This window comes from Rhizorhabdus dicambivorans (assembly GCF_002355275.1).
Taxonomy (GTDB): domain Bacteria; phylum Pseudomonadota; class Alphaproteobacteria; order Sphingomonadales; family Sphingomonadaceae; genus Rhizorhabdus; species Rhizorhabdus dicambivorans.
Map to the genome: position 1 here is coordinate 628,919 of NZ_CP023449.1, position 24,638 is coordinate 653,556.

The 24,638-nt window shown below is 68.0% G+C and carries 24 protein-coding genes and 1 riboswitch; of the genes, 8 read left to right on the forward strand and 16 right to left on the reverse strand.

The window, feature by feature from the left end; all coding sequences use genetic code 11:
• Positions 1-24: 24 nt before the first annotated feature.
• The 5 genes from gcvPB to CMV14_RS03050 form a co-directional block, all read right to left on the reverse strand.
• Complete coding sequence (gcvPB, locus tag CMV14_RS03030; protein WP_066967972.1) at positions 25-1,608, reverse strand: aminomethyl-transferring glycine dehydrogenase subunit GcvPB; 1,584 nt, start codon at positions 1,606-1,608, stop codon at positions 25-27.
• The gene (gcvPA, locus tag CMV14_RS03035) at positions 1,605-2,975 is read right to left on the reverse strand and encodes an aminomethyl-transferring glycine dehydrogenase subunit GcvPA (protein WP_066967975.1); all 1,371 of its coding nucleotides are present in this window, start codon (positions 2,973-2,975) and stop codon (positions 1,605-1,607) included. The genes gcvPB and gcvPA overlap by 4 nt, the downstream gene beginning before the upstream one ends.
• Positions 2,976-3,095: 120 nt before the next feature.
• The gene (gene gcvH / locus CMV14_RS03040) at positions 3,096-3,467 is read right to left on the reverse strand and encodes a glycine cleavage system protein GcvH (RefSeq protein ID WP_066967976.1); all 372 of its coding nucleotides are present in this window, start codon (positions 3,465-3,467) and stop codon (positions 3,096-3,098) included.
• Between the two features lie 4 nt (positions 3,468-3,471).
• Positions 3,472-4,605, reverse strand: coding sequence for a glycine cleavage system aminomethyltransferase GcvT (gcvT, locus tag CMV14_RS03045; RefSeq protein ID WP_066967979.1), 1,134 nt, complete (start codon positions 4,603-4,605; stop codon positions 3,472-3,474).
• A 165-nt stretch (positions 4,606-4,770) separates the two neighbouring features.
• Positions 4,771-4,861, reverse strand: a riboswitch (glycine riboswitch).
• 118 nt (positions 4,862-4,979) lie between these two features.
• Entirely contained in the window at positions 4,980-5,621 is a 642-nt protein-coding gene (locus CMV14_RS03050) for a hypothetical protein (RefSeq protein WP_066967982.1), read from the reverse strand.
• A gap of 102 nt (positions 5,622-5,723) precedes the next feature.
• Here CMV14_RS03050 and ispH point away from each other — a divergent pair, with 102 nt between their 5' ends.
• The 3 genes from ispH to rnhA are packed head-to-tail and all read left to right on the forward strand — an operon-like array spanning position 5,724 to position 8,096.
• Positions 5,724-6,674, forward strand: coding sequence for a 4-hydroxy-3-methylbut-2-enyl diphosphate reductase (gene ispH / locus CMV14_RS03055; RefSeq protein ID WP_066967987.1), 951 nt, complete (start codon positions 5,724-5,726; stop codon positions 6,672-6,674).
• A 4-nt stretch (positions 6,675-6,678) separates the two neighbouring features.
• Positions 6,679-7,644, forward strand: a complete 966-nt coding sequence (gene thrB / locus CMV14_RS03060; RefSeq protein ID WP_066967990.1) for a homoserine kinase — start codon at positions 6,679-6,681, stop codon at positions 7,642-7,644.
• Positions 7,641-8,096: a ribonuclease HI gene (gene rnhA / locus CMV14_RS03065; protein ID WP_066967993.1), complete on the forward strand. Its 456-nt coding sequence runs from the start codon at positions 7,641-7,643 to the stop codon at positions 8,094-8,096. Before thrB ends, rnhA begins: the two co-directional genes overlap by 4 nt.
• 40 nt (positions 8,097-8,136) lie before the next feature.
• On the opposite strand, the gene CMV14_RS03070 is transcribed toward rnhA, so the two are convergent.
• The 4 genes from CMV14_RS03070 to CMV14_RS03085 form a co-directional block, all read right to left on the reverse strand.
• Positions 8,137-9,471, reverse strand: coding sequence for a PQQ-like beta-propeller repeat protein (locus CMV14_RS03070; protein WP_066967996.1), 1,335 nt, complete (start codon positions 9,469-9,471; stop codon positions 8,137-8,139).
• A 4-nt stretch (positions 9,472-9,475) separates the two neighbouring features.
• Positions 9,476-10,183, reverse strand: a complete 708-nt coding sequence (locus tag CMV14_RS03075) for a tetratricopeptide repeat protein (RefSeq protein WP_066968000.1) — start codon at positions 10,181-10,183, stop codon at positions 9,476-9,478.
• A 101-nt stretch (positions 10,184-10,284) separates the two neighbouring features.
• A complete protein-coding gene (gene panB, locus CMV14_RS03080; RefSeq protein ID WP_066968003.1) occupies positions 10,285-11,142 on the reverse strand; it encodes a 3-methyl-2-oxobutanoate hydroxymethyltransferase in 858 nt (285 codons plus the stop codon).
• Between the two features lie 223 nt (positions 11,143-11,365).
• Positions 11,366-11,629 (reverse strand): DUF2312 domain-containing protein, encoded by a 264-nt coding sequence (locus CMV14_RS03085; protein WP_066968006.1) that lies wholly within the window; start codon positions 11,627-11,629, stop codon positions 11,366-11,368.
• Between the two features lie 218 nt (positions 11,630-11,847).
• Here CMV14_RS03085 and pyk point away from each other — a divergent pair, with 218 nt between their 5' ends.
• Positions 11,848-13,305, forward strand: a complete 1,458-nt coding sequence (gene pyk, locus CMV14_RS03090) for a pyruvate kinase (RefSeq protein ID WP_066968009.1) — start codon at positions 11,848-11,850, stop codon at positions 13,303-13,305.
• A 318-nt stretch (positions 13,306-13,623) separates the two neighbouring features.
• Entirely contained in the window at positions 13,624-14,331 is a 708-nt protein-coding gene (locus CMV14_RS03095) for a Crp/Fnr family transcriptional regulator (RefSeq protein WP_066968011.1), read from the forward strand.
• Positions 14,332-14,424: 93 nt separating this feature from the next.
• Here the strand turns inward: CMV14_RS03095 and CMV14_RS03100 are convergent, their stop codons facing one another.
• Positions 14,425-14,994 (reverse strand): HAD family hydrolase, encoded by a 570-nt coding sequence (locus CMV14_RS03100; protein WP_066968013.1) that lies wholly within the window; start codon positions 14,992-14,994, stop codon positions 14,425-14,427.
• A gap of 56 nt (positions 14,995-15,050) precedes the next feature.
• Positions 15,051-15,176, reverse strand: a complete 126-nt coding sequence (gene ykgO, locus CMV14_RS03105; protein WP_003046794.1) for a type B 50S ribosomal protein L36 — start codon at positions 15,174-15,176, stop codon at positions 15,051-15,053.
• 291 nt (positions 15,177-15,467) lie between these two features.
• On the opposite strand from ykgO, the gene CMV14_RS03110 reads away from it, so the two are divergent.
• Complete coding sequence (locus CMV14_RS03110; protein ID WP_066968016.1) at positions 15,468-16,091, forward strand: DUF4136 domain-containing protein; 624 nt, start codon at positions 15,468-15,470, stop codon at positions 16,089-16,091.
• Complete coding sequence (locus CMV14_RS03115) at positions 16,088-17,224, forward strand: M14 family metallopeptidase (protein ID WP_066968020.1); 1,137 nt, start codon at positions 16,088-16,090, stop codon at positions 17,222-17,224. The genes CMV14_RS03110 and CMV14_RS03115 overlap by 4 nt, the downstream gene beginning before the upstream one ends.
• A gap of 224 nt (positions 17,225-17,448) precedes the next feature.
• Here the strand turns inward: CMV14_RS03115 and CMV14_RS03120 are convergent, their stop codons facing one another.
• From CMV14_RS03120 to CMV14_RS03140, 5 genes are all read right to left on the reverse strand, one after another.
• Positions 17,449-20,766 (reverse strand): TonB-dependent receptor, encoded by a 3,318-nt coding sequence (locus CMV14_RS03120; protein ID WP_176489066.1) that lies wholly within the window; start codon positions 20,764-20,766, stop codon positions 17,449-17,451.
• A gap of 89 nt (positions 20,767-20,855) precedes the next feature.
• The gene (locus CMV14_RS03125) at positions 20,856-21,878 is read right to left on the reverse strand and encodes a FecR family protein (protein ID WP_176489065.1); all 1,023 of its coding nucleotides are present in this window, start codon (positions 21,876-21,878) and stop codon (positions 20,856-20,858) included.
• Between the two features lie 5 nt (positions 21,879-21,883).
• Positions 21,884-22,456: an RNA polymerase sigma factor gene (locus CMV14_RS03130; protein WP_083216064.1), complete on the reverse strand. Its 573-nt coding sequence runs from the start codon at positions 22,454-22,456 to the stop codon at positions 21,884-21,886.
• A 91-nt stretch (positions 22,457-22,547) separates the two neighbouring features.
• The gene (locus tag CMV14_RS03135) at positions 22,548-22,886 is read right to left on the reverse strand and encodes a PilZ domain-containing protein (RefSeq protein ID WP_083216065.1); all 339 of its coding nucleotides are present in this window, start codon (positions 22,884-22,886) and stop codon (positions 22,548-22,550) included.
• Positions 22,887-23,013: 127 nt separating this feature from the next.
• On the reverse strand, positions 23,014-23,580 hold the full coding sequence (locus CMV14_RS03140; RefSeq protein WP_066968026.1) for an HNH endonuclease: 567 nt from the start codon (positions 23,578-23,580) through the stop codon (positions 23,014-23,016).
• Positions 23,581-23,762: 182 nt separating this feature from the next.
• On the opposite strand from CMV14_RS03140, the gene gluQRS reads away from it, so the two are divergent.
• Positions 23,763-24,608 carry a tRNA glutamyl-Q(34) synthetase GluQRS gene (gene gluQRS / locus CMV14_RS03145; RefSeq protein WP_066968028.1) on the forward strand — a complete coding sequence of 282 codons (846 nt, stop codon included), beginning with the start codon at positions 23,763-23,765 and terminating at the stop codon, positions 24,606-24,608.
• Positions 24,609-24,638 lie beyond the last annotated feature (30 nt).

A 24,638-nucleotide genomic window follows, 5' to 3' on the forward strand; every position in this document is an offset into this window, starting at 1 on the left:
CGCTTCGCGCGGAGAGGAAGCTGGTTACTCCGCGGCTTCGGGCAGCGGCTCGTCCTTCCATACCAGCACGGGCTTCCGCGCAGCAGCGGTCTCGTCGAGGCGGCGGCGGGGGGCCATGGCGGGCGCGGCCTTGAGCGCGGCATCGCCGGCCTTTGCCCGCTCGGCCACCGAGCGCAGCGCGCCGACGAACTGGTCCAGCGTAGCCTTGCCCTCGGTCTCGGTCGGCTCGATCAGCATCGCGCCATGGACGACCAGCGGGAAATACATGGTCATCGGGTGGAAGCCCTCGTCGATCAGGCCCTTGGCGATGTCCAATGTGGTGAAGCCCGGCGCCAGCCCATCGTCGCTGAACAGCGCCTCGTGCATGCAGGGCCCGCTCGCGCCGAACGGTGCGTCGAGCAGGCCGTCGAGGCTACGCAGCACATAGTTGGCGTTGAGCACCGCATCCTCGGCGACCTGGCGGAGGCCGTCGGCGCCATGGCTGAGGATATAGGTGAGCGCGCGGGTGAACATGCCCATCTGGCCGTTGAACGCGGCCATGCGGCCGAAGCTGCCGGGATGGTCCTCTCCGGCGGTCTCCTCCTCGATCAGCTTGAAGCTGCCATCGCCCTGCTTCGCGACGAAGGGCAGCGGGGCATAGGGAGACAGCGCTTCCGACAGCACCACCGGGCCCGAGCCGGGACCGCCGCCGCCATGTGGGGTGGAGAAGGTCTTGTGCAGGTTGATGTGCATCGCATCGATGCCGAGATCGCCGGGGCGGACGCGCCCTACGATCGCGTTGAAATTGGCGCCGTCGCAATAGACATAGCCGCCCGCCGCGTGGACCGCGTCCGAGATGCGCTTCATGTCGCGCTCGAACAGGCCGCAGGTGTTGGGGTTGGTGATCATCACCCCGGCGACGTCGGGCCCCAACCGTGCGGTGAGCGCGTCGAGATCGACCCGGCCGTCGGCGGTGGCGGGGATGTTCTCCACCTTGTAGCCGCAGAAGGCGGCGGTCGCCGGGTTGGTGCCATGCGCCGATTCGGGGACCAGTATCACCGAACGGTCGCTGCCCGCCGCATCATGCGCGGCGCGGATCGCCAGCAGCCCGCACAGCTCGCCATGCGCGCCCGCCTTGGGGCTCATCGCGACGGCGTGCATCCCGGTCAGCGTGACCAGCCAGTGCGCCAGCTCGTCGATCACGGCCAGCGCGCCCTGCACCGTGTCGACCGGGGCGAGCGGGTGGATGTCGGCGAAGCCGGGCAGACGCGCCATCTTCTCGTTGAGGCGCGGATTATGCTTCATCGTGCATGATCCGAGCGGGAAGAGGCCGAGGTCGATCGCATAATTCTGCCGGCTGAGGCGGGTATAGTGGCGCACCGCCTCCGGCTCGGGCAGGCCGGGCAGGCCGATCGCGCGGTGGCGCTCCAGCCCGCCGAGGCGGTTCGCCGCGGCGGGGGCCTCGGCGATGTCGACGCCGGTGCGCGCATAATCGTCGCGCTCGAAGATCAGCGCTTCCTCCAGCATCAGCGCGCGGTTGCCGGTGAAGGTGGCGGGCGCCTCGGCGGCGGCGGTGGTTTCCGCCGAAATCTCGGGGCGGGTGACCCGGCCCTCGCTGTTCATGCTCATGCCGCGATCTCCGCTTCGAGGGCCTGGGCCAGGGCTTCGACATCCTCTCCGGTCACCGTCTCGGTGACGGCGACGACGAGGCCATTGGCGAGGGTGGGCTCACCCGGATAGAGCCGGCCGAGCGAGACGCCGCCGAGAATGCCCTTGTCGGCCAGCGAGCGGACGACGGGCCGCGCCTCGACCGGCAGCTTCAGGGTGAACTCGTTGAAGAAGGCGGTGTTGAGCAGTTCGACCCCGGGCAGCTTCGCCAGCCGGTCGGCCGCCGCCACCGCATTGGCATGGTTGAGCGTGGCGAGACGGCGCAGGCCGGTCTCGCCCAGCAGGGTCAGGTGGATCGAGAAGGCGAGCGCGCAGAGCCCGGCATTGGTGCAGATGTTCGAAGTCGCCTTTTCGCGGCGGATATGCTGCTCGCGGGTCGAGAGGGTCAGCACGAAGCCGCGCTGGCCGTCGGCGTCGGTGGTGACGCCGGCGAGGCGGCCCGGCATCTGGCGGACATATTTCTCGGCACAGGCGAACAGGCCGACATAGGGGCCGCCAAAATTGAGGCCGACGCCGATCGACTGGCCTTCGCCGACGACGATGTCGGCGCCCATCTCGCCGGGGCTCCGGACAGCGCCCAGTGCCACCGGCTCGGTGACCACCGCGATCAGCAGCGCGCCCTTCTCGTGGCAGCGGGCTGCCAGTTCGGAGAGGTCGGCGACATGGCCGAGGATATTGGGGTTCTGGACGACGACACAGCTCGTCTCGCCGTCGATCGCGTCGAGCAGCCGGGCCATGTCGTCGCCGGGCGCGCCAGGGGTCAGGCTCGGCGCGGCGCTGTCGAGCTGGTCGCCGGTGAAGCGCGCCATCGTCTTCGCCAGCGACACATAATGCGGATGGAGGCCGGCCGAGAGGATCGCCTTGGCCCGCTTGGTGACGCGGCGGGCCATGGTGATCGCCTCCCAGCAGGCGGTCGAACCATCATACATCGAGGCGTTGGCGACGTCGCAGCCGAACAGACGGGCTACCTGGGTCTGGAATTCGAACAGCGCCTGCAAGGTCCCCTGCGCGATCTCGGGCTGATAGGGGGTGTAGCTGGTCAGGAACTCGCCGCGCTGGATCAGATGATCGACGCTGGCGGGCACATGATGCTTATACGCCCCGCAACCCAGGAAGAAGGGCGCCTCCCCGGCCGAAAGGTTCCGGCGGGCGAGCTTCGACATGTGCCGTTCGACGGCCAGTTCAGACGCATGGGGGGCGAGCCCGGCGATCGGGCCGGACAGCCGGGCTTCGGCGGGCACGTCGACGAACAGGTCGTCGATCGATCCGGCGCCGATGGTGGCGAGCATCGCCTGACGGTCGCTGTCGGTAAGGGGGAGGTAGCGCATTCCGTTTACTCCCCCCTCCCCTTGAGGGGAGGGGCCGGGGGTGGGGCCTCGATGCTGGGGGTGCGCTCGCGAAGAAGCCCCACCCCCAGCCCCTCCCCTGAAGGGGAGGGGGGAAGAGGGTTACAGTCCGTCGCAGAACGCCTTGTAGGCCGCGGCGTCCATCAGGCCCTCCAGTTCGGAGGGATCGGCAAGCGCCAGCTTGAAGAACCAGCCCTCGCCTTCGGGCGCGCTGTTGACCAGAGCGGGGTCCGCCTCCAGCGCGGCATTGGCTTCGCTCACCGTGCCGGTGACGGGGGCGAATACGTCGGAAGCGGCCTTGACCGATTCGACCACCGCCGCCTCGCCGCCCTTGGCGACGTTGGCGCCCGTAGCGGGCAGCTCGACGAAGACGATGTCGCCCAGCTGCGCCTGCGCATAATCGGTGATGCCGACGGTGGCGGTGCCGCCTTCGACGGAAATCCATTCATGGTCTTCGGTATAGTAGGTCGTCATGGGGTCAGCTCCCTTGGCGGACGTAACGATGGGGGACGAAAGGCATCGGAGCGACGGTCGCGTCGAGGCGCTTGCCCCGGACCTCGATCTGGAGCGGGCGGTTGAGCGTGGCGCTCGCGGCGGCGACATAGCCCATTGCGATCGGCACCTGCAGCGACGGCGAGAAGCCGCCCGAGGTGACGGTGCCGACCTGATCGTCGCCATCGAAGATGGCCGCGCCCTCGCGTGCGGGCAGGCGCCCCGCCAGGATCAGGCCGATCCGCTTGCGGGATGCTCCTTCGTTAAAATGGCGGACGGTGCGGGTGGCGCCGGGAAAGCCGCCTTCGGCGCGGCGGCGCTTGGGCACCGCGAAGCCGAGGCCCGCCTCGGCGGCGTCGGTGGTGGTGTCGAGATCGTGCCCGTAGAGCGGCAGCCCCGCTTCCAGCCGCAGCGAATCGCGCGCGCCCAAGCCGATCGGCCTGACCTCGGGCTGCGCGGCGATCAGCGCGGCGACCTGCTCCGCGTCGGCGGCGGGCAGCGAAATCTCGAAGCCGTCCTCGCCGGTATAGCCCGAACGGCTGACCCAGACCGGCACCCCGGCGATCTCGAACGCGCCGGCGGTCATGAACACCAGCATGTCCACGCCGGGACAGATCCGCGCCAGCGCATCGACCGCCTTCGGGCCCTGCAGCGCCAGCAGCGCCTGGTCGTCGAGATGGTTGAGGATCAGCTCCTCGGGCAGATATTCGTGGAGATGGGCAATGTCGTCGGCCTTGGTGGCGCCGTTGACGACCAGGTAGAAATCGCCGGTGCGGCGCGTGACCATCAGGTCGTCGAGAATGCCGCCTTCATCGTCGAGCAGCAGCGAATAGCGCATCCGGTCGACGCCGAGGCCGGTGAAATCGCCCGGCATCAGCGCCTCCAGCGCCGTGTCGACGCCATCGGTGCCGTGCTCGCCGCGGATCAGCAGCTGGCCCATGTGCGAAACATCGAACAGCCCGGCGGATTCGCGGGCCCACAGATGTTCGGCGATGATGCCTTCATATTGGATTGGCATCGAATAGCCGGCGAAGGGCACCATGCGCGCGCCCTGGGCGTGGTGCCAGCGGTCCAGCGGCAGGGTCTGGATGATCTCTTCGGGTTCGGCGTCGTCGCTCATGTCGGTTCTCCGTGACGGTCCCACGAACGCCGGGCGTGATGCGCCCGTCGGTCATGGCCCCCTCTGTCACGGAACCTGAGAGCTTTCGCCGGACCTGAGACGGCCCGGCTTACCCCTTCGGTGGGATGACGGCCGAAGCCCCCATCCGCTTTCCAGAGTGCCGATTCCGGCCATGCGGTCCTTGGACCTGAGAGATTCCGGGGCGGTTGCTCCTTCGGCGGTCCGGTCGGGCCGGACACTCTCCCGCATGGCCGCACCGGTTGCCCGGCGACGACGGGATCAGCCTTGGCGCGCGTCGCCGCCCAAGTCAACGGCCGATGTGGCGGTGCAGCGAACCATCCACAGCTTTCCCCATTGCCCTGGGGGCAGGGGAATTATCGCGCCGCGTTGTAGGCCAGCTGGCTCTCGGTGAGCTGAAAGCCGACCAGCAGCTCGAAATTGGCCTTGTTGACCGCGTCGCGCACCGCGGGCTCGTTCATCGGGTCGAGCGCGGCATCGGCATCGCCGGCCTTGCGCTTGCGGTTGATGCGCTTGAGGATGTCCTCGGGCAGGGTGGCCGCGGCGCGGTTGACCATCGCGGTGGCGGAGGTGTGGGCGCTGCCGCGCAGCTGGCCGTCGGCGAACTGGATCGTCACCTGGCCGATCTGCTTCGATTCGAGCTGGGTGCCGGCGCGCAGCACCGTGGCGAACCACGGCAGGGTGACGGTGCGGGCCGGTCCGGCCGCAGCGCGGCGCGCCTGGACGTCGAAGCCGGCGGTCACCTGGATACGGTCGCCGCTGTCGTTGCAGTTCGCCTGGAGATTGGTGATCGTCGCGGTGACGTCGATCGCCTCGACCCGGCGCTCGGCGGGCGGATCGAACAGGGTGATGTCGCCGGTATAGGTGGGGATCGCGGCGGCCGGGCAGGCCGAGCGCGCGATCTTGAAGCCGCCACGCTCGTCGAACTCGGTGTCCTGCGCGCAGGAGGCGAGGGTCAGGGCAGCGAGCAGGATCGCGGGAGTCTTGGGGAACGGCACGGAGCGGCATCCTTCACATCGTCGTCCGGAGCGCACGCCCGGCAGTTGGCCAATCATAGGAAGCGGCTTTCGCGCAGGCAAGCAATCGCTTAAGGCGCCGCTATGACCCTTGTCCCGCTCCCCCCGCTCGACCTGCTGATCGCGGCGCCGCGCGGCTTCTGCGCGGGGGTCGACCGGGCGATCCAGATCGTCGAGCTGACGATCGAGAAATATGGCGCGCCGGTCTATGTGCGACACGAGATCGTCCATAACAAATATGTCGTCGACGATCTGAAGGCGAAGGGCGCGATCTTCGTCGAGGAACTGGACGAGGTGCCCGACGACGTGCCCGTCGTCTTCTCCGCCCATGGCGTGCCCAAGGCGGTGCCGGCCAAGGCGACCGAGCGCGGGCTCAACTTCCTCGACGCGACCTGCCCGCTGGTCTCCAAGGTCCATCGCCAGGCCGAGCGGCTGGTGAAGAACGGCCATCACATATTGTTCATCGGCCACAAGGGGCATCCCGAGGTGATCGGCACCTTCGGCCAGGTGCCCGACGGGGTGATGACCCTGGTCGAGACCGCCGCCGATGCCGAGACGGTGGCCGTGCCCGATGGCGCGCCGCTCGCCTTCCTCAGCCAGACGACCCTGTCGGTCGACGACACCGCCGAGATCATCGGCGTGCTGCGGCGCCGTTTCCCCGCCATCGCCGCGCCGCGCAGCGAGGACATCTGCTACGCCACCTCGAACCGCCAGGCGGCGGTCAAGGCGATCGCTGCGCAGTGCGACGCGATGCTGGTGATCGGCGCGCCGAACAGCTCCAACTCGCTGCGCCTCGTCGAGGTGGCCGAGCGGAACGGCGTGAAGGCGCGGCTGATCCAGCGCGCGGGCGAGGTGGATTTCGACTGGCTGGAGGGTGTCCGCACCCTCGGCATCACCGCCGGCGCCTCGGCACCGGAGATATTGGTGCGCGAGCTGGTCGAGGCGCTCGCCCAGCGCTTCGCGATCCGTGAACGCGAGGTCGAGGAGGTGACCGAGGACATGTTGTTCAAGCTGCCCCGGTCGCTGGTGGCCTGAGGAAATGGCGGTCTACACGCAGGTCTCCACCGAGGAGATGAACGCCTTCCTCCACCGCTACGACGTCGGCACGCTGCTGTCGGCCAAGGGCATCGCCGAGGGTGTCGAGAACAGCAACTACCTGATCGAGACGACCGGCGGCCGCTTCATCCTGACGCTCTACGAGAAGCGGGTGAATGTGGAGGACCTGCCCTTCTTCGCCGCGCTCACCGATCATCTCGCCGCCAAGGGCCTGAACATCCCGCGCATGTTGCGCGATCGGCGGGGCGAGCAGCTGCAGACCCTGGCCGGGCGCCCGGCCTGCCTGATCGAGTTCCTTCAGGGCGTGTCCGTGACGCATCCCACCCCGGCGCAGGCGCGCGCGGCGGGCGGGGCGCTGGGCGACATGCACAAGGCGCTGGGCGACTTCCGGCTGGGGCGCGGCAATAGCATGGGCCTTATCGCGTGGCGTAACCTCGCTGAGCGCTGCGCGCCCGACCTCGATACGATCTGCAGCGGATTGCGTAGTCGGGTGATGGGCGAACTCGACTGGCTGGAGGCTAACTGGCCGCGCCACCTGCCGACCGCCGTGATCCATGCCGATCTCTTCCCCGACAATGTGCTGATGCTCGGCGACGAGGTCAGCGGGGTGATCGACTTCTACTTCGCCTGCACCGACATACGCGCCTGGGACGTGGCGGTGACCCATGCCGCCTGGTGTTTCGAGAATGACGGCACCGGCTATCATGCCGATCTCGGCCGCGCGCTGATCGCGGGCTATGACCGACAGCATGGCCTGTCGACCGAGGAGCGGCTGGCCTTTCCGATCCTGGCGCGGGGCGCCTGCCTGCGCTTCCTGCTGACCCGCGCCTATGACTGGATCAACACCCCCGCCGATGCGCTGGTGACCCGCAAGGACCCGATCGCCTTTCTGCGCCGGCTGGATTTCTACGCCGAGGCCGATCCCGAAACGCTGGTGCCTGCCCAATGACCTTGGAAGGGGCGGGCGAGCTGCCATTCGTCGAGATCGCGACCGACGGTGCGTGCAAGGGCAATCCCGGGCCGGGCGGCTGGGGCGCGCTGCTGCGCTTCGGCGATCGCGAAAGGGAGCTGTCGGGCGCGGAGAATCCCTCGACCAACAACCGGATGGAGCTGATGGCCGCGATCAGCGGGCTGGAGGCGCTCAAGAAGCCGTGCCGGGTCAAGCTGTCGACCGACAGCCGCTATGTGATGGACGGCTTGACCAAGTGGATTCACGGCTGGCGCAAGAATGGCTGGAAGACCGCCGACAGGAAGCCGGTCAAGAATGCCGACCTGTGGCAGCGCCTGCTGGCGGCATCGGCGCCGCACCGGATCGAATGGATCTGGGTGAAGGGCCATGCCGGCCATCCCGACAATGAGCGGGCGGACAAGCTGGCGAGCGACGCCGCGCTCGGCATCTGAACGGCGCCCCCCAGCCTTCAAGGGGCCGGGCGACGGCCGTTTACCGATAGGCTACCAGCTTGCCCTTGTCGGTCATCACCAGCAGCGTGTTGTCGGCCACGATCGGCGCCTGGTAGATGGTGTCGCCCAGCTTGGTGATCGTGCCGATCTTGCCGTCCTCCAGCCCGATATTGACGATCTGCCCGAGCGTGTTGACGATGATCAGGCGCCCGCCGGCCAGCACCGGGCCGGACCAGCCGATCGGCTTGTTGCGCTTCTTGGCATCCTTGTAGCGGGTCAGCTGGGTCTGCCAGCGGATGCGGCCGCTGTTGCGGGCGATGCAGACGATCTTGGCGTCGTCGGTGACCGCGAACACCCATTCGCCCGCGACCCAGGGGGTCTCGATCCCGGCGAGGTTGATTTCCCACAGCCGCTGGCCAGTCAGGATGTCCATCGCCACCATGCGCCCGCCCTGGCCGATCGCATAGGCGCGACCCTGGTCGATCACTGGCGAGGCGTCGATGTCGACGAGGCTGGCGACCGAGGTGCTGATGCTGGTGCGCGACAGCGAGTCGTTCCAGACGGGACGGCCATTCTCATAGCGATAGGCGCTGAGCTCGCCGGAGGAGAAGCCCGCAACGACCGTGCCCTGGCCGATCGCCGGCGCGGCGACGCCGAACACCGCCGCATTCTCCAGGCTGCCGCTGGCGGTCCATATCTGTTCGCCGTTCGAGTCCTTGAGCGCGAACAGCTGGTTGTCCTGGCTCATCACATAGATAGCGTCGTTGCCGATCGAGGGGGCGCCGCGCAGCGGCCCCCCGGGCCGGACCTTCCACAGCTGGCTGCCGGTGCCCGCATCGAAGGCGGCGGCGTCGCCGACGCCATTGGTGGCATAGACCTTGCCGTTCGCGAAACTGACGCCGCCGCCGAACAGCGATGACTTGTTGCCGTCCTTGTCGCCGAGCGTCGCCGTCCATGCCGGGGCGCCGCTCCGGAGGTCGAAGGCATGGATCGTGGCATTGACGTCCATCACATAGACGCGGCCGCCGCCGACCACCGGGCCTGCGCCCAGGCGCTTCTTCGAATCCGATCCGGCGATCTTGCGGTCCCAAGCGACGCCGAGCTGCTGGCCGAGCGCGAGATGACCCATCGATTTGGCGGCGTTGCCGCCGGGCTGCGACCATTCGGGATTGACCTGCTCGGCCGGCACCGTGACCGGCACCACCTCCAGCGACGGATCGACCTCCACGCCGGTCTCGGCGGTGAGCACCGCGATCCGCTGGCCCAGCACCGGGGTCTTGGGCTTCTTGCCCTCACCGCCGCCGAAGATGCCGCAGCCGCTGAGCATGGTCGAAAGGGCCAGCGCCCCGGCCAGGGCGAAAAGCTTGCGATTCATACGGTCAATCCTTGGCAGCGGGGGCAGAGGCCGCAAGGGCGTCGACATCGACGCCCAGGCTGGTGGCGAGCCGCGCGGCACGCTGCCGCAGCGTATCGGGGGTTTCCTTGTCGCGGGCGATTTCGCCGAGCAGGCGGCCCGCCTCGGCGGCGCGCCCGGTCTGGAGCATGGCGATCGCGGTCAACTCGCCCGCGGTGCCGAAGAAGGCGTTGTCGGGCTGGGTGAGCGGCCGCATCCGGTCGATCACCTGCTGCGGCTGGAGCCCGTCATATTCGATCAGAGTCTGCCGGATCAGCGCGACATCGCGATAGGGCTGGGGCGCATCCTCGTCGCGGGCGATGCCGGCATAGATGGCGGCGGCCGCCTTGATGTCGCCCTTGTCGACGGCCAGCGCGGCGCGGGTGAACAGCGCCGAGACGCGGTAGCCGGTGCCGCCTTCCGCCACCAGCTGGTCGATCTTCCTGGCGGCGTCGGTGGTGCGGTTCGCCTGGACGTCCGCAATCAGCGCGCCCATCGTCTCGCCATTGGCCTCGCGCTTCTTCTCGGCCTCGGCGCGCCAGAACAGATAGCCGGCCAGCGCCAGCAGCAGCACCAGCACGACGACCAGCGCGATGCGGCCGTAGCGCTTCCACATGGTGATCATCTGCTCCTGCCGGAGCTGTTCGTCGACCTCGCGCAGAAAGGCTTCTTCAGTGGGCGGCGTGGAGGCCAAGCATCATCTCCGTCAGCAACAGTGCGGGCTGTATTAGCGAGCGCGGGCGTGCGGTGCCATAGCCAATACATACGCCCGATGAACGGGCGGGGTGGGCCTTCTCAACCTTTCGGCTGATAGGTCTGCTCGACGGTCGGGAAACGCCGCGCGCGCACGTCGGCGGCATAGTCGGCCACCGCATCGTCGATCTGCTGGCTGAGCTGCGCATATTTCTTCACGAAGCGCGGCACCCGGTCGAACATGCCGAGCATGTCGTCGATCACCAGCACCTGGCCGTCGCACTCCACCGAGCCGCCGATGCCGATCGTCGGCACCGCGATCGCCCTGGTGATTTCCACCGCGATTGGCTCGACCACGCCTTCGACGACCACCGCGAAGGCGCCCGCCTCGGCGATCGCCTGCGCATCGCGGATCAGCTTGGCGCGCTCCGCCTCGCTGCGCCCGCGCGCGCCATAGCCGCCCAGGATGTTGACCGCCTGCGGGGTGAGGCCGACATGGCCGACCACCGGAATGCCGCGCGCGGTGAGGAAGGCGACCGTCGGGGCCATCGCCTCGCCGCCCTCCAGCTTCACGGCGGCGGCCCCGGTCTCCTTCAGGATGCGCGCGGCGGATCGGAAGGCCTGCTCGGGGCTCTCCTCATAGCTGCCGAACGGCATGTCGATCACGACGAGGCTGTGATAGCTGCCGCGCACCACCGCCGCGCCATGCGCGATCATCATGTCGAGGCTGACCGGCACGCTCGAATCGAGCCCGTAGAGGACCTGGCCCAGGCTGTCGCCGACCAGCAGCATATCGCAATGCGGGTCTAGGATCTGCGCCATGCGGATCGTGTAGGCGGTGAGCACCACCACCGGCGTCTTGCCCTTGGCATCGCGGATCGCGGGCACGGTGAGGCGCCGCATCGGCGCCGGGGTGGGATGCGCGCGGCTGGTGGCGGTGTCGATCTGGAAGGTGGACATTGTTGGTTGGCCCTCAATTGCCGGGCGCGAGGCATCCGCCTCGCTCGGCTTTCCTCGCAATAAGCTCGGGCGGCCATTCGGCCTTGCGGGACACTGGCGTGTCCCGACGCCGATCTCAAGGTCGGACTTCAAGAGGCTCGAAGAGGCAAGCGCGAAAAGCGCGTCCGAGCTTATTGCGAGGAAAGCCAAGCCGGGCGGATGCCCGGCGCCCGGCGCCTGAGGGCTAAATCATACCAAGAGCGGCCATGTAGGTTTCGAGGATCATTGCCTCTTCCTCATGCTCGCCCTTCTTCTTCTTGCGGATGGCGAGCAGCTTGCGGACGATCTTGGTGTCGTAGCCGCGGCCCTTCATCTCCGACATCACGTCCTTGATATCGTCGGCGATGCCCTTCTTCTCTTCCTCGAGACGCTCGACCCGTTCGACGAACAGGCGCAGCTCCTGCGCGGCGATGCTGCCCTTGTCTTCGGTCGTGTCGGCTTCGGCCATGATTCGCTGGTTCCTCGATAAAGCGTGAAGGCGCAAGGCTGTAGAGGCAGGCGCGGATAGGCTCAACGGGGAATCGATCGGGCCGGTGGGGGCGGGAATCTGATGCGGCGGCGGGGGCGGGGCCGAACCGGCGAAATGCTACATTCCGGCGACGGAAAGACTTGCCATGAAAGGGGTTCCTTCTACCTAGGGCCCTCCCCAGGAACAGGAACCCTATCGTGGACAGCCAGCTCTCCCCCCGCCAGCGCAAGGTGCGCGTGCTCGCGACGCTGGGCCCGGCAAGCGCGACGCCTGAGATGATCGGCCGGCTGTTCCGGGCCGGCGCCGACGCCTTCCGGATCAACATGAGTCATGGCGGGCATGACGACAAGATTCCCGTCATCCAGGCGATCCGCGCGATGGAGAAGGATTTTGGGCGCGCGACCACGATCCTGTTCGACCTGCAGGGCCCGAAGCTGCGGGTCGGCAAGTTCAAGGACGGATCGATCCAGCTGCCGACCGGCCACGCCTTCACCCTCGATCGCGATCCGACGCCGGGCGACCTGCACCGGGTCGAGCTGCCCCACCGCGAGATTTTCGAGGCGCTGACATCGGGCACCCGGCTGCTGCTCGACGACGGCAAGCTGGTGCTGCGCGTCCGCCATGTCCATGCCGACCGGATCGAGACGCTGGTCGAGGTCGGCGGAGCGCTGTCGAACAGCAAGGGCCTCAACGTCCCCGACGTGATCGTGCCGATGGCGGCGCTGACCGAGAAGGACCGCCGCGACCTGACCTTCGCCTGCGATCATGGCGCCGACTGGATCGCGCTGAGCTTCGTCCAGCGGCCCGAGGATGTGGCGGAAGCGCGGCGGCTGATCGGCGGCAAGGCGGCGCTGCTCGCCAAGATCGAGAAGCCGGCGGCGGTCGAGCGGCTCGAGGAGATATTGGAGCTGGCCGACGCGGTGATGGTCGCGCGCGGCGATCTGGGTGTCGAGCTGCCGCCCGAGCGGGTGCCGCCGATGCAGAAGCGCATCGTCGAGACGGCGCGGCGGATGGGCCGGCCGGTCGTGGTCGCGACCCAGATGCTCGAATCGATGATCCAGTCGCCCAGCCCGACCCGCGCCGAGGTGTCCGACGTCGCCACCGCGATCTACGACGGTGCCGACGCGGTGATGCTGTCGGCCGAATCGGCGAGCGGGCAATGGCCCGAGGAAGCGGTGACAATGATGAACGCCATCGCCATGTCGGTGGAAAGCGACCCCGGCTATGCCGCGCGGCTCCACTTCACCGAAACCCAGCCCGACGCAACCACCGCCGACGCGCTGGCCGAGGCGGCGGCGCGGATCGCCGACACCGTCTCGGCGAGCCTGATCATCTGCTTCACCCTGTCGGGATCGACCGCGCGGCGCATCGCTCGGGAGCGGCCCTCGGTGCCGCTGATGGTGCTGACCCCCAAGCTTGCCACCGCGCGGCGGATGGGCATATTGTGGGGCAGTCATGCGGTGCGCACCCGCGATGTCGCCAGCTTCGAGGAAATGGTCGCCAAGGCCAAGCGCATGGCGCTGCGCCAGCAGCTCGCCAGGGCCGGCGACCGCGTCGTCATCGTCGCCGGTGTCCCCTTCGGCACGCCAGGCTCGACCAACATGATCCATGTCGTCCGCCTGACCGGCGACGAACTGAAGGGCTATGGGGACTGATCCCCGCCTGATTCCAAAGGCGGCGCCCCGGAGGGAGGGGAAGGGGCGCCGCCCTTTCCGGCCCGATGGTTTCGGGCCGGAACCTGTTGCCGGAACGTCAGTGCCGGCCGAACGCATCCTCGATGCTGACATAGCCGACCACCGCCATGAACAGCGCGGCCGCGGCGAGCGGGAGGATGAAATAATGGTCTCCGATGAAGCCGAGCATGGGGCTGTCTCCTTGTCTGATGCCCCGGTTGTGTGCGGCGGCGCGGCTTTGCGCTTTGACCGCGGTCAAAATGGGTTCGATTCCGCCGCCGCCATGCTTATGGTGCCGGCATGGAGGCGATTGATATCTGTGCCGATTGCGGGGTGCGTGACCGGGCGCTGTGCGGCAGCCTGAGCGATGCCGAGCTGGCGACGCTCAACCGGCTGGGCCGGCGCCGGCATGTCGCACGCGACGAGACGATCGCCTGGGCGGGCGACGACAATATCGTCTGCGCCAACCTGCTCTCGGGCGTGCTCAAGCTGTCGGCGGCCGCCACCGATGGGCGCGAGCAGACGGTGGGGCTGCTCTACCCGGCCGATTTCGTCGGCACGCCCTTCGCCGAGCAGGTCGACTTCACCATCACCGCGCTGACCGATGCCGAGCTGTGCGTCTTCCCGCGCGAGCCGTTCGAACGGGTGCTGGGCGACCATGCCGCGATGGAACGCCTTCTCCTCCAGCGGGTGCTCGCCGCGCTCGGCGAGGCGCGCGGCCGGATGTTCAGCCTCGCGCGCGGATCGGCGGGGGAGAAGGTCGCCGGCTTCCTGCTCGACATGGCCCGCCGTGCCGCGACCAGCGGCTGCCGCGCGACCCCGCAGGGCCCGCTGACCTTCGACCTGCCGCTGTCGCGCGGCGAGACGGCGGCCGTGCTGGGCCTGACGATCGAGACCGCCAGCCGCCAGATACGCAAGCTGGAGCGCGACCAGATCATCGCCCTGCCCGGCGGCCGGGCGGTGACGATCCTCGACATGGCGGCGCTGGAGGCACGGGCGCAGGCGTGACTCCCTTCCCCGTCAGTCCCGCCTGCGTGTGAATGACGGGGTTTGGGAGTGACGGGATTACTTCAAAGGCCCCGCTTTCGCGGAACGACGGTTCTACAGAAGTCTCAGGCTTTCCAGCCGCGCGCGCAGATCGGCGGCGTCGCGGAAGACATGGCCGTGGATGCCGCAGGCCTCGGCTGCGATGACATTTTCGGCGCGGTCGTCGATGAAGATCGCCTCGTCCGCGGTGAGGCCGAAGCGGGCGAGCGCGAGATGGTAGATCGCCCGGTCGGGCTTGATCAGCTTCTCGTCGCCTGACACGACGATATCGTCGAACAGATCGAAGACCGCCGCTTCGCGCGCCCGGAAGGGCGGCCAGAATTCATGGCTGAAATTGGTGATCGCGTAGAGCGGCACGCCGCGTCCATGCAGATCGCGGACGATATCGCCCATGCCGGGCAGCAGGCCGGTGACGGTCTCGGAGAAGCGGGGGCCGAAGGCACGGATCGCATCGGCGAAGCGCGGCCAGCCGGCGATCAGCTCGGCGCTCGTCTCGGCGAAGGGGCGGCCGGCGTCGTGCTGGCTGTGCCAGTCAAGATTGACGACGTCGCGCAGAAACAGCTCAAGCTCGCGCGCGGGCACGAGCTTTTCGAAGAACTGCCGGAGATTCCAGTCGTAGAGCACATTGCCGACATCGAAGATGACGGCGCGTGTGCGGCGCCCAGCCGAAGCCGGAGTGATCAGCCCTGGCGCGCCTTGAAGCGGCGGTTGGTCTTGTTGATCACATAGGTGCGGCCACGACGACGGATCACGCGGTTGTCGCGATGACGGTCCTTCAGGGACTTGAGCGAGTTGCGGATCTTCATGGCTTAACGCGCCTGCTTTCTAAGCTGATTGGTTTGAAATCGAGGCGCTCCCCTATGGGCAGATGGCCAAGGAGTCAAGCGATTCACCCCTCTTTTCGTCACTCCAGCGCAGGCTGGAGTCCATCTCCCGCTCCACCCCGCGACACCATTCCGCCGCGCAAGCAGATATCGGCTCCGCGCACCGGGATGACGCGGGGCGTTCGGGGCGTTCATATCGGGTGCATCCGATTCCATGCAGCCATTTCGTTGCCGCCGCGTTTCGATGCGGTAGCATCGCCCCGGGAGGACGACATGAAGACCGCCAGACATCTGCTCTCCAGGACCCTCCTGATCGGAACGGCCCTTGCCCTCGCGGGCTGCCAATCGGCCATGCCGGAGACCCGCGTCACCCGCTTCCACCTCGGCCAGCCGATCGCGCCGGGGGAGGTGGCGGTCGAACCGCGCGATCCGACCCTGGCGAAGGATCTCGAATTCCAGAGCTATGCGCGAATCGTCCAGGGCGAGCTGGCCCGGGTCGGCTTCGGCCTCGCGCCGGACCTGCCCCGGTCAGAACTGGTCGCGGTGACCGAGGTCCGCCGCAGCTGGCGCCCGGCGGGCAGCGCGGGGGGCTCGTCGGTCTCGATCGGGCTCGGCACCGGCTCTGGCGGCGGCTGGCATGGCGGAACCAGCGTCGGCGTCGGTGGCGCGGTCAGCTTCCCGATCGGCAAGCCGAAACAGCGGATGGACGTGCTCACCCAGCTTTCGGTCCAGCTCAAGCGCCGTTCCGAAGGCACGGTGATCTGGGAGGGCCGCGCCGAAAGCGCGGTGCGTGATGGCACCCCGGCCGCCAGCCCCGAGGCTGCGGTCGCCCGGCTCGCCGCCGCCCTGTTCCAGGGCTTCCCCGGCCGGTCGGGCGAGACTATCACGGTGAAATGATCAGCATCACCAGCGGCTTCGACAGCGGCAACATCGCCGTCCTCTCCGAGAATCCGGTGCCGGGCGGCACCAGTTTCGACCTCGCCATCGTCAAGGACCACCAGTCGGATTTCTACCAGTGGTTCCATTTCCGCCTGACGGGCGCGAAGGGCACCGCCGTCACCCTGCGCATCACCAACGCCGGGGGCGCCGCCTATCCGGACGGCTGGAAGGACTATCGTGCCTGCGTCTCCGCCGACCGGCAGGACTGGCGCCGCGTCCCCACACGCTATGCCGACGGGGTGCTGACGATCAGCATCACGCCGGAGGCCGACAGCGTCTGGCTCGCCTATTTCGCGCCCTATTCGATGGAGCGCCACCATGATCTGGTCGCGCGCATCGCGGCCACGCCCGGCGTCACCCATGAGCGGCTCGGCGGCACCCTCGACGGACAGGACCTCGATCTGCTTGTCCTGGGCGAGGGGCCGAAGCGGGTCTGGCTCTACGCCCGCCAGCATCCCGGCGAGAGCATGGCCGAATGGTGGATGGAAGGCGCGCTGGAGATGCTGGCCGACTGCCATGATCCGGTTGCGCGCAGCCTGCGCCGGCGCGCCACATTCCATATCGTCCCCAACATGAATCCGGATGGATCGCGGCGCGGCCATCTGCGTACCAATGCAGCGGGCGTCAACCTCAACCGCGAATGGCATGATCCGAACCCGGAGAAGAGCCCGGAGGTGTTCCACGTCCTCAACCGCATGGATGCGACCGGAATCGATTTCGCGATGGACGTCCATGGCGACGAGGCGATTCCGCATGCCTTCATCGCGGGGTTCGAGGGCATCCCCAACTGGACCGAGGGGCAGGGACGGCTCTACCATCTGTTCCGCGACACGCTGGCGCGGCGGACCCCTGATTTCCAGACCCGCAACGGCTATCCGGTCGCGGGCAAGGGCAAGGCCAATCTGTCGATGTCGACCAACCAGCTCGCCAATCGCTTCGGCTGCGTCGCCATGACGCTGGAGATGCCGTTCAAGGACAATGCCGACCTGCCCGATCCCGATCATGGCTGGTCGCCCGAGCGGTCGAAGCAGCTCGGCCGGGAATGCCTCGGCGCGTTGCACGAGATATTGGACCAGCTTCCCGAACGGTGAGACGCCGGGCGCGGGGCTCCGCTTCTCCCGGTGATCGGGGAAGAAGACAGCCAGACCCCGGATCGAGTTCGGTGTGGCGGGCAGGGCGCGTCATCCCCGCTCCGCCTGGAATCCCGCTTCTCCCGTGACCGACATTGATAACGGGCGTCCGCTTCAGCCGCCCCCTTCCCCCTGTCCGACGCGGAACGGCGGATGTCCGGTCCGTCGCCCCGCTGGCGCCCGGATCAGAACTCGGCCGAAAGGCTCAGCCGCACCATCCGGCCATAAGGGTTGCCGATGAAGGGCTCATAGTTGAGATCCTCCCGGGCAAAGGGCGGATCGGCGTCGAAGATGTTGAAGACGGTCGCCGTCATCACGACATTCCACGGCAGCCGGGCCTGCAAGTTGAAGTCGACGGAGACGAAGTCCTTGATGTCGGCCCCCTGCAACAGCGACGTGCCGGCCGCCGAGACCGTGCGGTCCGGCGCGAACGGGCCCGTTCGCGTGTCGAACCGCTGGTCGTGCAGCCCGCCGGTATAGTTGACCGTCACGCGCGTATCGATCGCGCCCTTGCCCAGGTCCAGATAGGCTTGGCCCTTCCATTTCGGCACCGGATAGAGGGTCGACTGATAATTGAGCAGCCCGACGCCATCGAACGCGCGCTGCACGGTGACGCCCTCGACCAGGATGTCGCTGAACCTGTTGTGCAGCGTGCGGGTGACGTCAACGCCGGCGCCGAAGCGCACACCGTCGCCCAGCAGCCCGTTGTCACGATAATTGACGCTGATATCGATGCCGTCCGACATCAGGGTCGCGCCATTCTGATATTGGGTGCGGACGCGGGCGATGTCGTTCGCCGTCGTGGCGGTCGTGCAGCTCGGCGTCGTGAAGGTGAAGCGCGCGGCCAGCGCCGCATTGGTCGCGCAACTGTTCGGGGCGCCGGTGGGGAACAGCGCCGACACCATCGCCCCCAGTGGATCGCTGACGATCACGTCGCTCAGCTCGTAGCGGAAATAATCGATGCTGGCATTGAATCCGGGCAGCTTGACCAACACCCCGGCAGAATAATTTTTCGAGCTTTCGGGCTTCAGCGCGGGATTGCCGAACACGTCGACCGGCTTGAAGGTCGTTCCGATAAGCTGCAGCGAGGTGATGAAATCGCCGGTGATCGTGTCGAGGACCGGTCCGCGGAAGGTGGTCGCATAGCCGCCGCGGAAGGCCAACCACGGCGTCGCCTGCCAGCGCGCGCGGACCTGCGGATTGGTGGTCGATCCCACCCGGCCCCCATAGTCCTCATAGCGCAGCGCCGCCTGGACATCGACGCTATCGAGCACCGGCAGCTGCAGTTCGGCGAACACCGCCTTCACCCCGCCGTCGAGCGACGTATCGACATTCGATCCGATAAAGGCGAGCGCGCCATTGGCGGGGCTCGGCGTGGTCCCGGTCAGCGGCGCGCAGGCCGCCGGATTGGTATTGCCGGTGATCGGGGTATCGCGGCACGGGGTGGTCCGCAGATTGTTGTTGGCGCCATATTTCTTATCGAGCCAGGAGTGGCGATATTGCGCCCCGACGCCGAAACGAATGTCGCCACCCGGCAGCATCACGCCCGACGATCCGCTGATGCTCGCATCGAGCACCGCCAGCCGGCTGTCCACCACTGTCGTCGCCTTGACATAGAACCAGTCGGTCAGCGCGCGGCTGTTCGCCAGCGCGGGATTGCCCTGCGGATTGGTCGTGCCGTTGACCGCGCCCATCGTCACGGCATTGCCGAAAGGGTTCAGCCACAGGCAGCCATTCTGGCCGGGCGTGTTCGCCGCGACGTTGCAATTGGGGCCGCCGAAGCCGTGCAGGGCGAGCTGGACCCGGTCGCCGAACGAGTCATAGTCATCGAGATAGCGATGATAGTCGTGATAGGTCGCGGAGACGCTGTAGCTGATGTCGCCGCTCAGCTTGCCGGTCAGTTCGGCGGTCGCGCGGATCGATTCCGACAGCCGCTGGCCACGTCCCGAGCCGGGTGCGCCGGGCTCGTCCAGCCGTGACGGATTGCCCCCCGCCATGTACGGCCGGAACAGTAGCAGCGGGAAGACCGCGCCGGTCGCCGTATCGGGCAACGCGCCCGGATTGGCGGCGCGATAGGCGGCGAAGCCCGGATTGGCGGCGGGAACGTAGACGCCCGCTATGGCGGCCGCTGGATTGGTGCCCCCGAAGGCGGCGAGCGACGGCTGCTGGGTGAGCAGCCGCGATGGCGCGTTACGCGAATGGGGGACGTTGCTGCGGCCGTACAGCGCGCTCATCGTCAGCTTGCTGTCCGATGCGATATCGATCTCCACATCGGCGAAGGCGGTCAGCCGCCGCTCCAGGTCGGTCAGCGACACGAAAGGCGTATATTGGTTGTAGCAGCGGCTGTTCGCACCGACGAAACCGCCCAGCGCCGCACAGCTGCTGTCGGGCATCACCGCCGTGACGGGGGCGCCCGCCGCATTCACCGCCAGGAAGGTCGACGGATTGCCGCCCCCGGTCCAGCCGCCCTGCGGATTTTCGAGATAGGGACGGATGGCGAAATCGCGGTCGCTGGCGAGCAGTTCGCTGCGCTTGTTGTAGCCTATCGACGCCAGCACGCGGAAGCCGCTGCCGATATGCCCGTAGCTCAGCGAAGCGTCGATATCGCCATCGCTGCCCGGCACATGCCTGTACCCGGCCGAGGTGCGGAAGCCCTGCTGGTCGGTGCGGGTGATGAAGTTCAGCACGCCGGCGATCGCGTCCGATCCATAGGTCGCGGCGGCGCCGTCCTTCAGCACCTCGATCCGCCCGATCGCCGCGGTCGGGATCAGGTTCAGGTCGACCGCGGGCACGTTGTTGCCCGACGTCACCAGCCGCTTGTTGTTGAGCAGGACCAGCGTGCGCTGCGGGCTCAGCCCGCGCAGGTTCGCGGTGGCGATGCCCTCCGCCCCCTGCGAGCGGCTGTCATAGGGGTTGGAGTCGCCCAGCACGCCGCTCGACGTCGGCAGTGCCTTCAGCAGCTCGACCGCCGAAGGAGAGCCCTGTTTCTGCAGTTCGTCCGCGCCGATGACGTTGACCGGCAGCACCGCGTCCTCGCGCGCGCCACGAATGATCGATCCGGTGACGACGATGTCCTGCGCGGGAGCTTCCTCGACCAGGGCCTCAACCGCGGGAGCCGGCGGCGGCGCCTCGGCCGTACCGTCCCGGGTCTGGAGAGCGGCGAGACGGACCGGCGGCGCCGCGCTGATCCGGGCAAGGGCGATGCCGCCTTTCGGTCCGGCGATCGGCCGCAGCCCGCTGCCCTCGAGCAATATCTCTAGGGCTTCGGCGGGCGGCATCTCGCCGCGCACCGCGCGCGCCGTCTTGCCGGTCAGCAGGCCGATCGGCGCGAGGATCGCGATCCCCGACTGGCGCGAATAGGCGAGCACCGCCGATGACAGCGGCTGTGCCGGAATCGAGAAGGATGGATGGGTGCCCTTCGCCAGCGCCGGCGCGCCGAGAGCCGCGATCGACACATGCGCGACGAGTGAAAGCGTGAGAATCCTGAGCCTTGAACCGTGCATAACCCCTCCTGTCGCATCCGCTCTTGTCCGGATTGCGAGTCTAAGACGGACGAGCGAGCGGCTACCGAAGGGCGCCCCGGAAGAAAGTTTCACGCACCGGAGCGGCGACCGATCGTGACATGGCCGGTGGGGCTCCGCCTGATCTCGACGGGCAGGATGATCGGCAGGTTGGCGAAGAAGGTCTCGAAATCCTTGCGCATGAAGGTCGTCGCGATCCGCGCTTCGCCGAGCCGCGCATCGTCGATGCTGATCCCCGGCGCATAATAGCGGTTGAGGTCGGTCACCACGTCGGCCAGCGCCGCGTCGACATAGGTCAGCCGCCCCTCGCGCCATTCGCCGGGCGGGGCATCGACCCGGACCACGGCCGACTGCGAAGCCGCATCGAACAGCGCGACATCGGCCCTTGTGTCGACCCGCTGATAGGCCTGCAGGACATGGCGCGGCTTCGCGTGGAACAGCGGGGCTGCCTCGCTGACCTGAACGACGCCATCGAGCACGCTGGTGCTGACCCGTCCGCCGCTGCGGCGCACGTCGAACCGCGTGCCCAGGACTCGGACGCGGGTATCGCCGGCGTCGACGGTGAACGGGCGGCTGCTGTCATGCGCGACCTCGAAAAAGGCTTCGCCATGGATGATCTCGGCATGGCGCCCGCCGCTGCCGACATCGGCACGGATCCGGCTTTCCGGGCCCAGCGTCACCCGCGTCCCGTCGGCCAGCATCAGCGTCCGCATCTCCGCGACGGTGGTGCTGCTGTCGATCCCGCCGCCCCATGGCAGCGCGGGAAGCAGCAGCGCGGCGCCCGCCAGCGACGCGGCGATCGCCGTGGCAGCGATCCGGCGGCGCCGCGAACCCCCCATATGAGCCCAGGCACGGCTGTGGCGGGACGGGGCGGCATGGGTCAGGGCCGGCCGGGGCTCCAGTTCGGCCAGAGAGCGTAGTGAAGCGGCGCCTGCCGCGATTCCCGCGATTTCGCCGAACGCCTTCCGATGGTCGGGATGCTCGTCCAGCCAGGCGCGCAGCGCGGCCTGCTGGCCGGCGGTCATCGTTCCGCTTCGCTGCTCGACGACCCAGCGGCTTGCCTCGGCGATGATATGGTCGCGTGTCTTCGCCATGGTCACTATCGTCCGGCGTCCCCGATCGCGGCCGATCGGTCGATCGCATGCTGGCATTCGGCGAGCGCGGACGCCATCAGCTGGCGGATGCGGGCTTCGGAAAGCCGCATCTCCCTGGCGATCTCGACATATCGTAGTCCGTGGACGACATGCATGATGAACACCTTCCGCCGTTTCGCCTCCATGGCGCGCACCACGGCCTCGACGATCGCGAGCTGCTCCCGCCCCAGTAAGACGCGCTCGATGTCCATGTTCGCAGGGCCGTCGCCCGGATCGGCGATCGTCTCGTCGTCTAGCGCGGCGTCGCGGACCCGGTCCCGCCGCCGCGCGTCAAGCACAACATTGCGCGAACAGGCATAGAGGAAGGCGCGCGGATTACTGATTTCCTGGGGCTTTTCCAGAGCGGCGAACCTGGCGAAGGCGGACTGGACGACCTCCTCGGGTTCGGGCGGTCCCGGCCCGAACTGGCGCTCGATATAGCGGCAAAGCTCCGCGCGGTAGCTGCGATAGGCGCGTTCGAGCAGATTGGCCGCCGGCTCGGCCGCGGCACCGCCATCCATCGGTAGCGCGTCGCGCATCGCCCGAACCCTCCCCCGGCGCGCATCTTACGCTGCGTGCCGGGGATCGCAAATATGACGGCGCCCGGCCGGGAAGCCATCTCCTATATGATCAGGCGCGCCCGCCGCGTTCGGTCGAATCCGCCTGGAGCTTCGTCACCGTCGCATCGTCGAGCGGGCTGTCGAAGCGGCAGCCCGCCTCGCGGCCGTCGGCCCAGACGATATGGGCATCGACCAGCCCCTTGCCCGGGAGCGACAGGCGGATCGATGTTTCGGGGGCGAGCTGCTGATAGAGCATCAGCCGTGCCCCGCCGCAGGATATGTCGATGATCCGGCAGGGCGAGCGCGAGGCGCCGACCTGCGCGCGGAACTGGGTGTCGAAGGCGGCGGCGCGGCGCGGAGCGCTGCGGCGGCCCTTGTCGTCACGCAGTTGCACCTCGGACGAAAACATACGCACACTCTCCCCGCGATCGCGCTCGGTCCTGGCGGGACTCATCGGTCAAGACCGCGTTTACCGTATTTCTACTTAGTCCCCTCGCGGTGCCGGGGCAACGGGCATTTGGGAGAGGTCGTTACGGCTACGCTTCGAGTTCGACGTCCCAATAGAGCCAGTCGCGCCAGCTCTGGTGGAGATAATGGGGCGGGAAGCTGCGGCCATTCTCCTGCAGCTCCCAGCTGGTCGGGCGGCGTGGCGCCTCGAACAGGCGCATGCCGGCCTGCTTCGGTGTACGGCCGCCCTTCCTGAGATTGCATGGCGCGCAGGCGGTCGAGACATTCTCCCAGGTGGTCCGCCCGCCCTGCGCGCGCGGGATGACATGATCGAAGGTCAGATCGTTGAGCGTGCCGCAATATTGGCAGGAGAAGCGATCGCGCAGGAACAGGTTGAAGCGCGTGAAAGCGGGGCTGTCCGACTGCTTCACATATTGCCGCAGCGCGATGACCGAAGGCAGCCGCATCGCGAAATTCGGGCTTCGCACCTCGCGGTCATATTCGGAGACGATGTCGACCCGTTGCAAAAAAACCGCCTTGATAGCGGTTTGCCAGTTCCACAACGATAAGGGGTAATAGCTCAACGGCGTGTAATCGGCGTTGAGCACGAGCGCCGGGCAACTGTCCGGATGTCGCATGAGGTCGGAATGATACATGGTCGCGCCAGGGCCTCCGCTGTGATGGAGAGCCCCACCGGCTTTGCCCGACCTTCCGTTCGCACACCGGAACGCCTATGGCCGAACCGGCCGCGCCCTCGTGGCCACCCTTTCGCGGGAAAGCGTGACATGGGCATGACACCATACCCATTGACTCTTCGTCAAGAGTCCCAGTGAGCGAAATGCCAATTTCCCGATTCGCGCCGAGTCCCACGGGACGATTGCACCTAGGCCACGGCTTTTCGGCGCTTTGCGCGCACGATCTGGCGCGTTCGGCGGGTGGGCGCTTCCTGCTGCGGATCGAGGATATCGATCCGATCCGCTGCCGGCCCGAACATGTCGCCGGCATCATCGAGGATCTGGCGTGGCTGGGCATCGGCTGGGATGAGCCGCCGCTGTTCCAGTCGCAGCGCCTGCCGCTCTATGCCGACGCGCTCGGCCGGCTGAAGGCGGCAGGGCTGGTCTATCCCTGCTTCTGCACCCGCGCCCGTATCGCCGCCGAGATCGCGGCCAGCGCCGCGGCGCCGCATGGGCCGGACGGGCCGCTCTATCCCGGCATCTGCCGCGACCTGCCCGACGAGGAACGCGCCGTCCGCATCGCGGCGGGCGAGGCGCATGCCTGGCGGCTTGATGTCGCCAAGGCGGCGGCGCTGGCGGGTCCGCTCAGCTGGCATGACGCACGGGCCGGGGAAGTCGCCGCCACCCCGCATGCCCACGGCGATGTCGTCCTCGCCCGCAAGGACGCGCCGACCAGCTATCACCTTGCCGTCACCGTCGATGATGCGGCGCAGGGCGTGACCGATGTGGTGCGCGGGGAGGACCTGTTCGCCGCCACCCATGTCCATCGCCTGCTCCAGGCGCTGCTCGCCCTGCCGGTGCCGCGCTATCATCATCACGCCCTGCTGGCCGACGAGAAGGGCGAACGGCTGGCCAAGCGCGCCGGATCGCCGACCCTGGCATCGATGCGCGCCGAGGGGGCCGATCCGGTGGAACTGGTGGCGAGACTGCGGGCAGCCGGGCGGCCGTGATGCCGCCGGGAAACCGCCGCACCATTGGCG

Bases quoted from the DNA above. Each gene is read 5' to 3' on its own strand.
- gcvPB (WP_066967972.1), bottom strand. From the start codon at position 1,608: ATGAGCATGAACAGCGAGGGCCGGGTCACCCGCCCCGAGATTTCGGCG.
- gcvPA (WP_066967975.1), bottom strand. From the start codon at position 2,975: ATGCGCTACCTCCCCCTTACCGACAGCGACCGTCAGGCGATGCTCGCC.
- gcvH (WP_066967976.1), bottom strand. From the start codon at position 3,467: ATGACGACCTACTATACCGAAGACCATGAATGGATTTCCGTCGAAGGC.
- gcvT (WP_066967979.1), bottom strand. From the start codon at position 4,605: ATGAGCGACGACGCCGAACCCGAAGAGATCATCCAGACCCTGCCGCTG.
- ispH (WP_066967987.1), top strand. From the start codon at position 5,724: ATGACCCTTGTCCCGCTCCCCCCGCTCGACCTGCTGATCGCGGCGCCG.
- thrB (WP_066967990.1), top strand. From the start codon at position 6,679: ATGGCGGTCTACACGCAGGTCTCCACCGAGGAGATGAACGCCTTCCTC.
- rnhA (WP_066967993.1), top strand. From the start codon at position 7,641: ATGACCTTGGAAGGGGCGGGCGAGCTGCCATTCGTCGAGATCGCGACC.
- CMV14_RS03070 (WP_066967996.1), bottom strand. From the start codon at position 9,471: ATGAATCGCAAGCTTTTCGCCCTGGCCGGGGCGCTGGCCCTTTCGACC.
- panB (WP_066968003.1), bottom strand. From the start codon at position 11,142: ATGTCCACCTTCCAGATCGACACCGCCACCAGCCGCGCGCATCCCACC.
- CMV14_RS03085 (WP_066968006.1), bottom strand. From the start codon at position 11,629: ATGGCCGAAGCCGACACGACCGAAGACAAGGGCAGCATCGCCGCGCAG.
- CMV14_RS03095 (WP_066968011.1), top strand. From the start codon at position 13,624: ATGGAGGCGATTGATATCTGTGCCGATTGCGGGGTGCGTGACCGGGCG.
- ykgO (WP_003046794.1), bottom strand. From the start codon at position 15,176: ATGAAGATCCGCAACTCGCTCAAGTCCCTGAAGGACCGTCATCGCGAC.
- CMV14_RS03110 (WP_066968016.1), top strand. From the start codon at position 15,468: ATGAAGACCGCCAGACATCTGCTCTCCAGGACCCTCCTGATCGGAACG.
- CMV14_RS03115 (WP_066968020.1), top strand. From the start codon at position 16,088: ATGATCAGCATCACCAGCGGCTTCGACAGCGGCAACATCGCCGTCCTC.
- CMV14_RS03120 (WP_176489066.1), bottom strand. From the start codon at position 20,766: ATGCACGGTTCAAGGCTCAGGATTCTCACGCTTTCACTCGTCGCGCAT.
- CMV14_RS03125 (WP_176489065.1), bottom strand. From the start codon at position 21,878: ATGGCGAAGACACGCGACCATATCATCGCCGAGGCAAGCCGCTGGGTC.
- CMV14_RS03130 (WP_083216064.1), bottom strand. From the start codon at position 22,456: ATGCGCGACGCGCTACCGATGGATGGCGGTGCCGCGGCCGAGCCGGCG.
- CMV14_RS03135 (WP_083216065.1), bottom strand. From the start codon at position 22,886: ATGTTTTCGTCCGAGGTGCAACTGCGTGACGACAAGGGCCGCCGCAGC.
- CMV14_RS03140 (WP_066968026.1), bottom strand. From the start codon at position 23,580: ATGTATCATTCCGACCTCATGCGACATCCGGACAGTTGCCCGGCGCTC.
- gluQRS (WP_066968028.1), top strand. From the start codon at position 23,763: ATGCCAATTTCCCGATTCGCGCCGAGTCCCACGGGACGATTGCACCTA.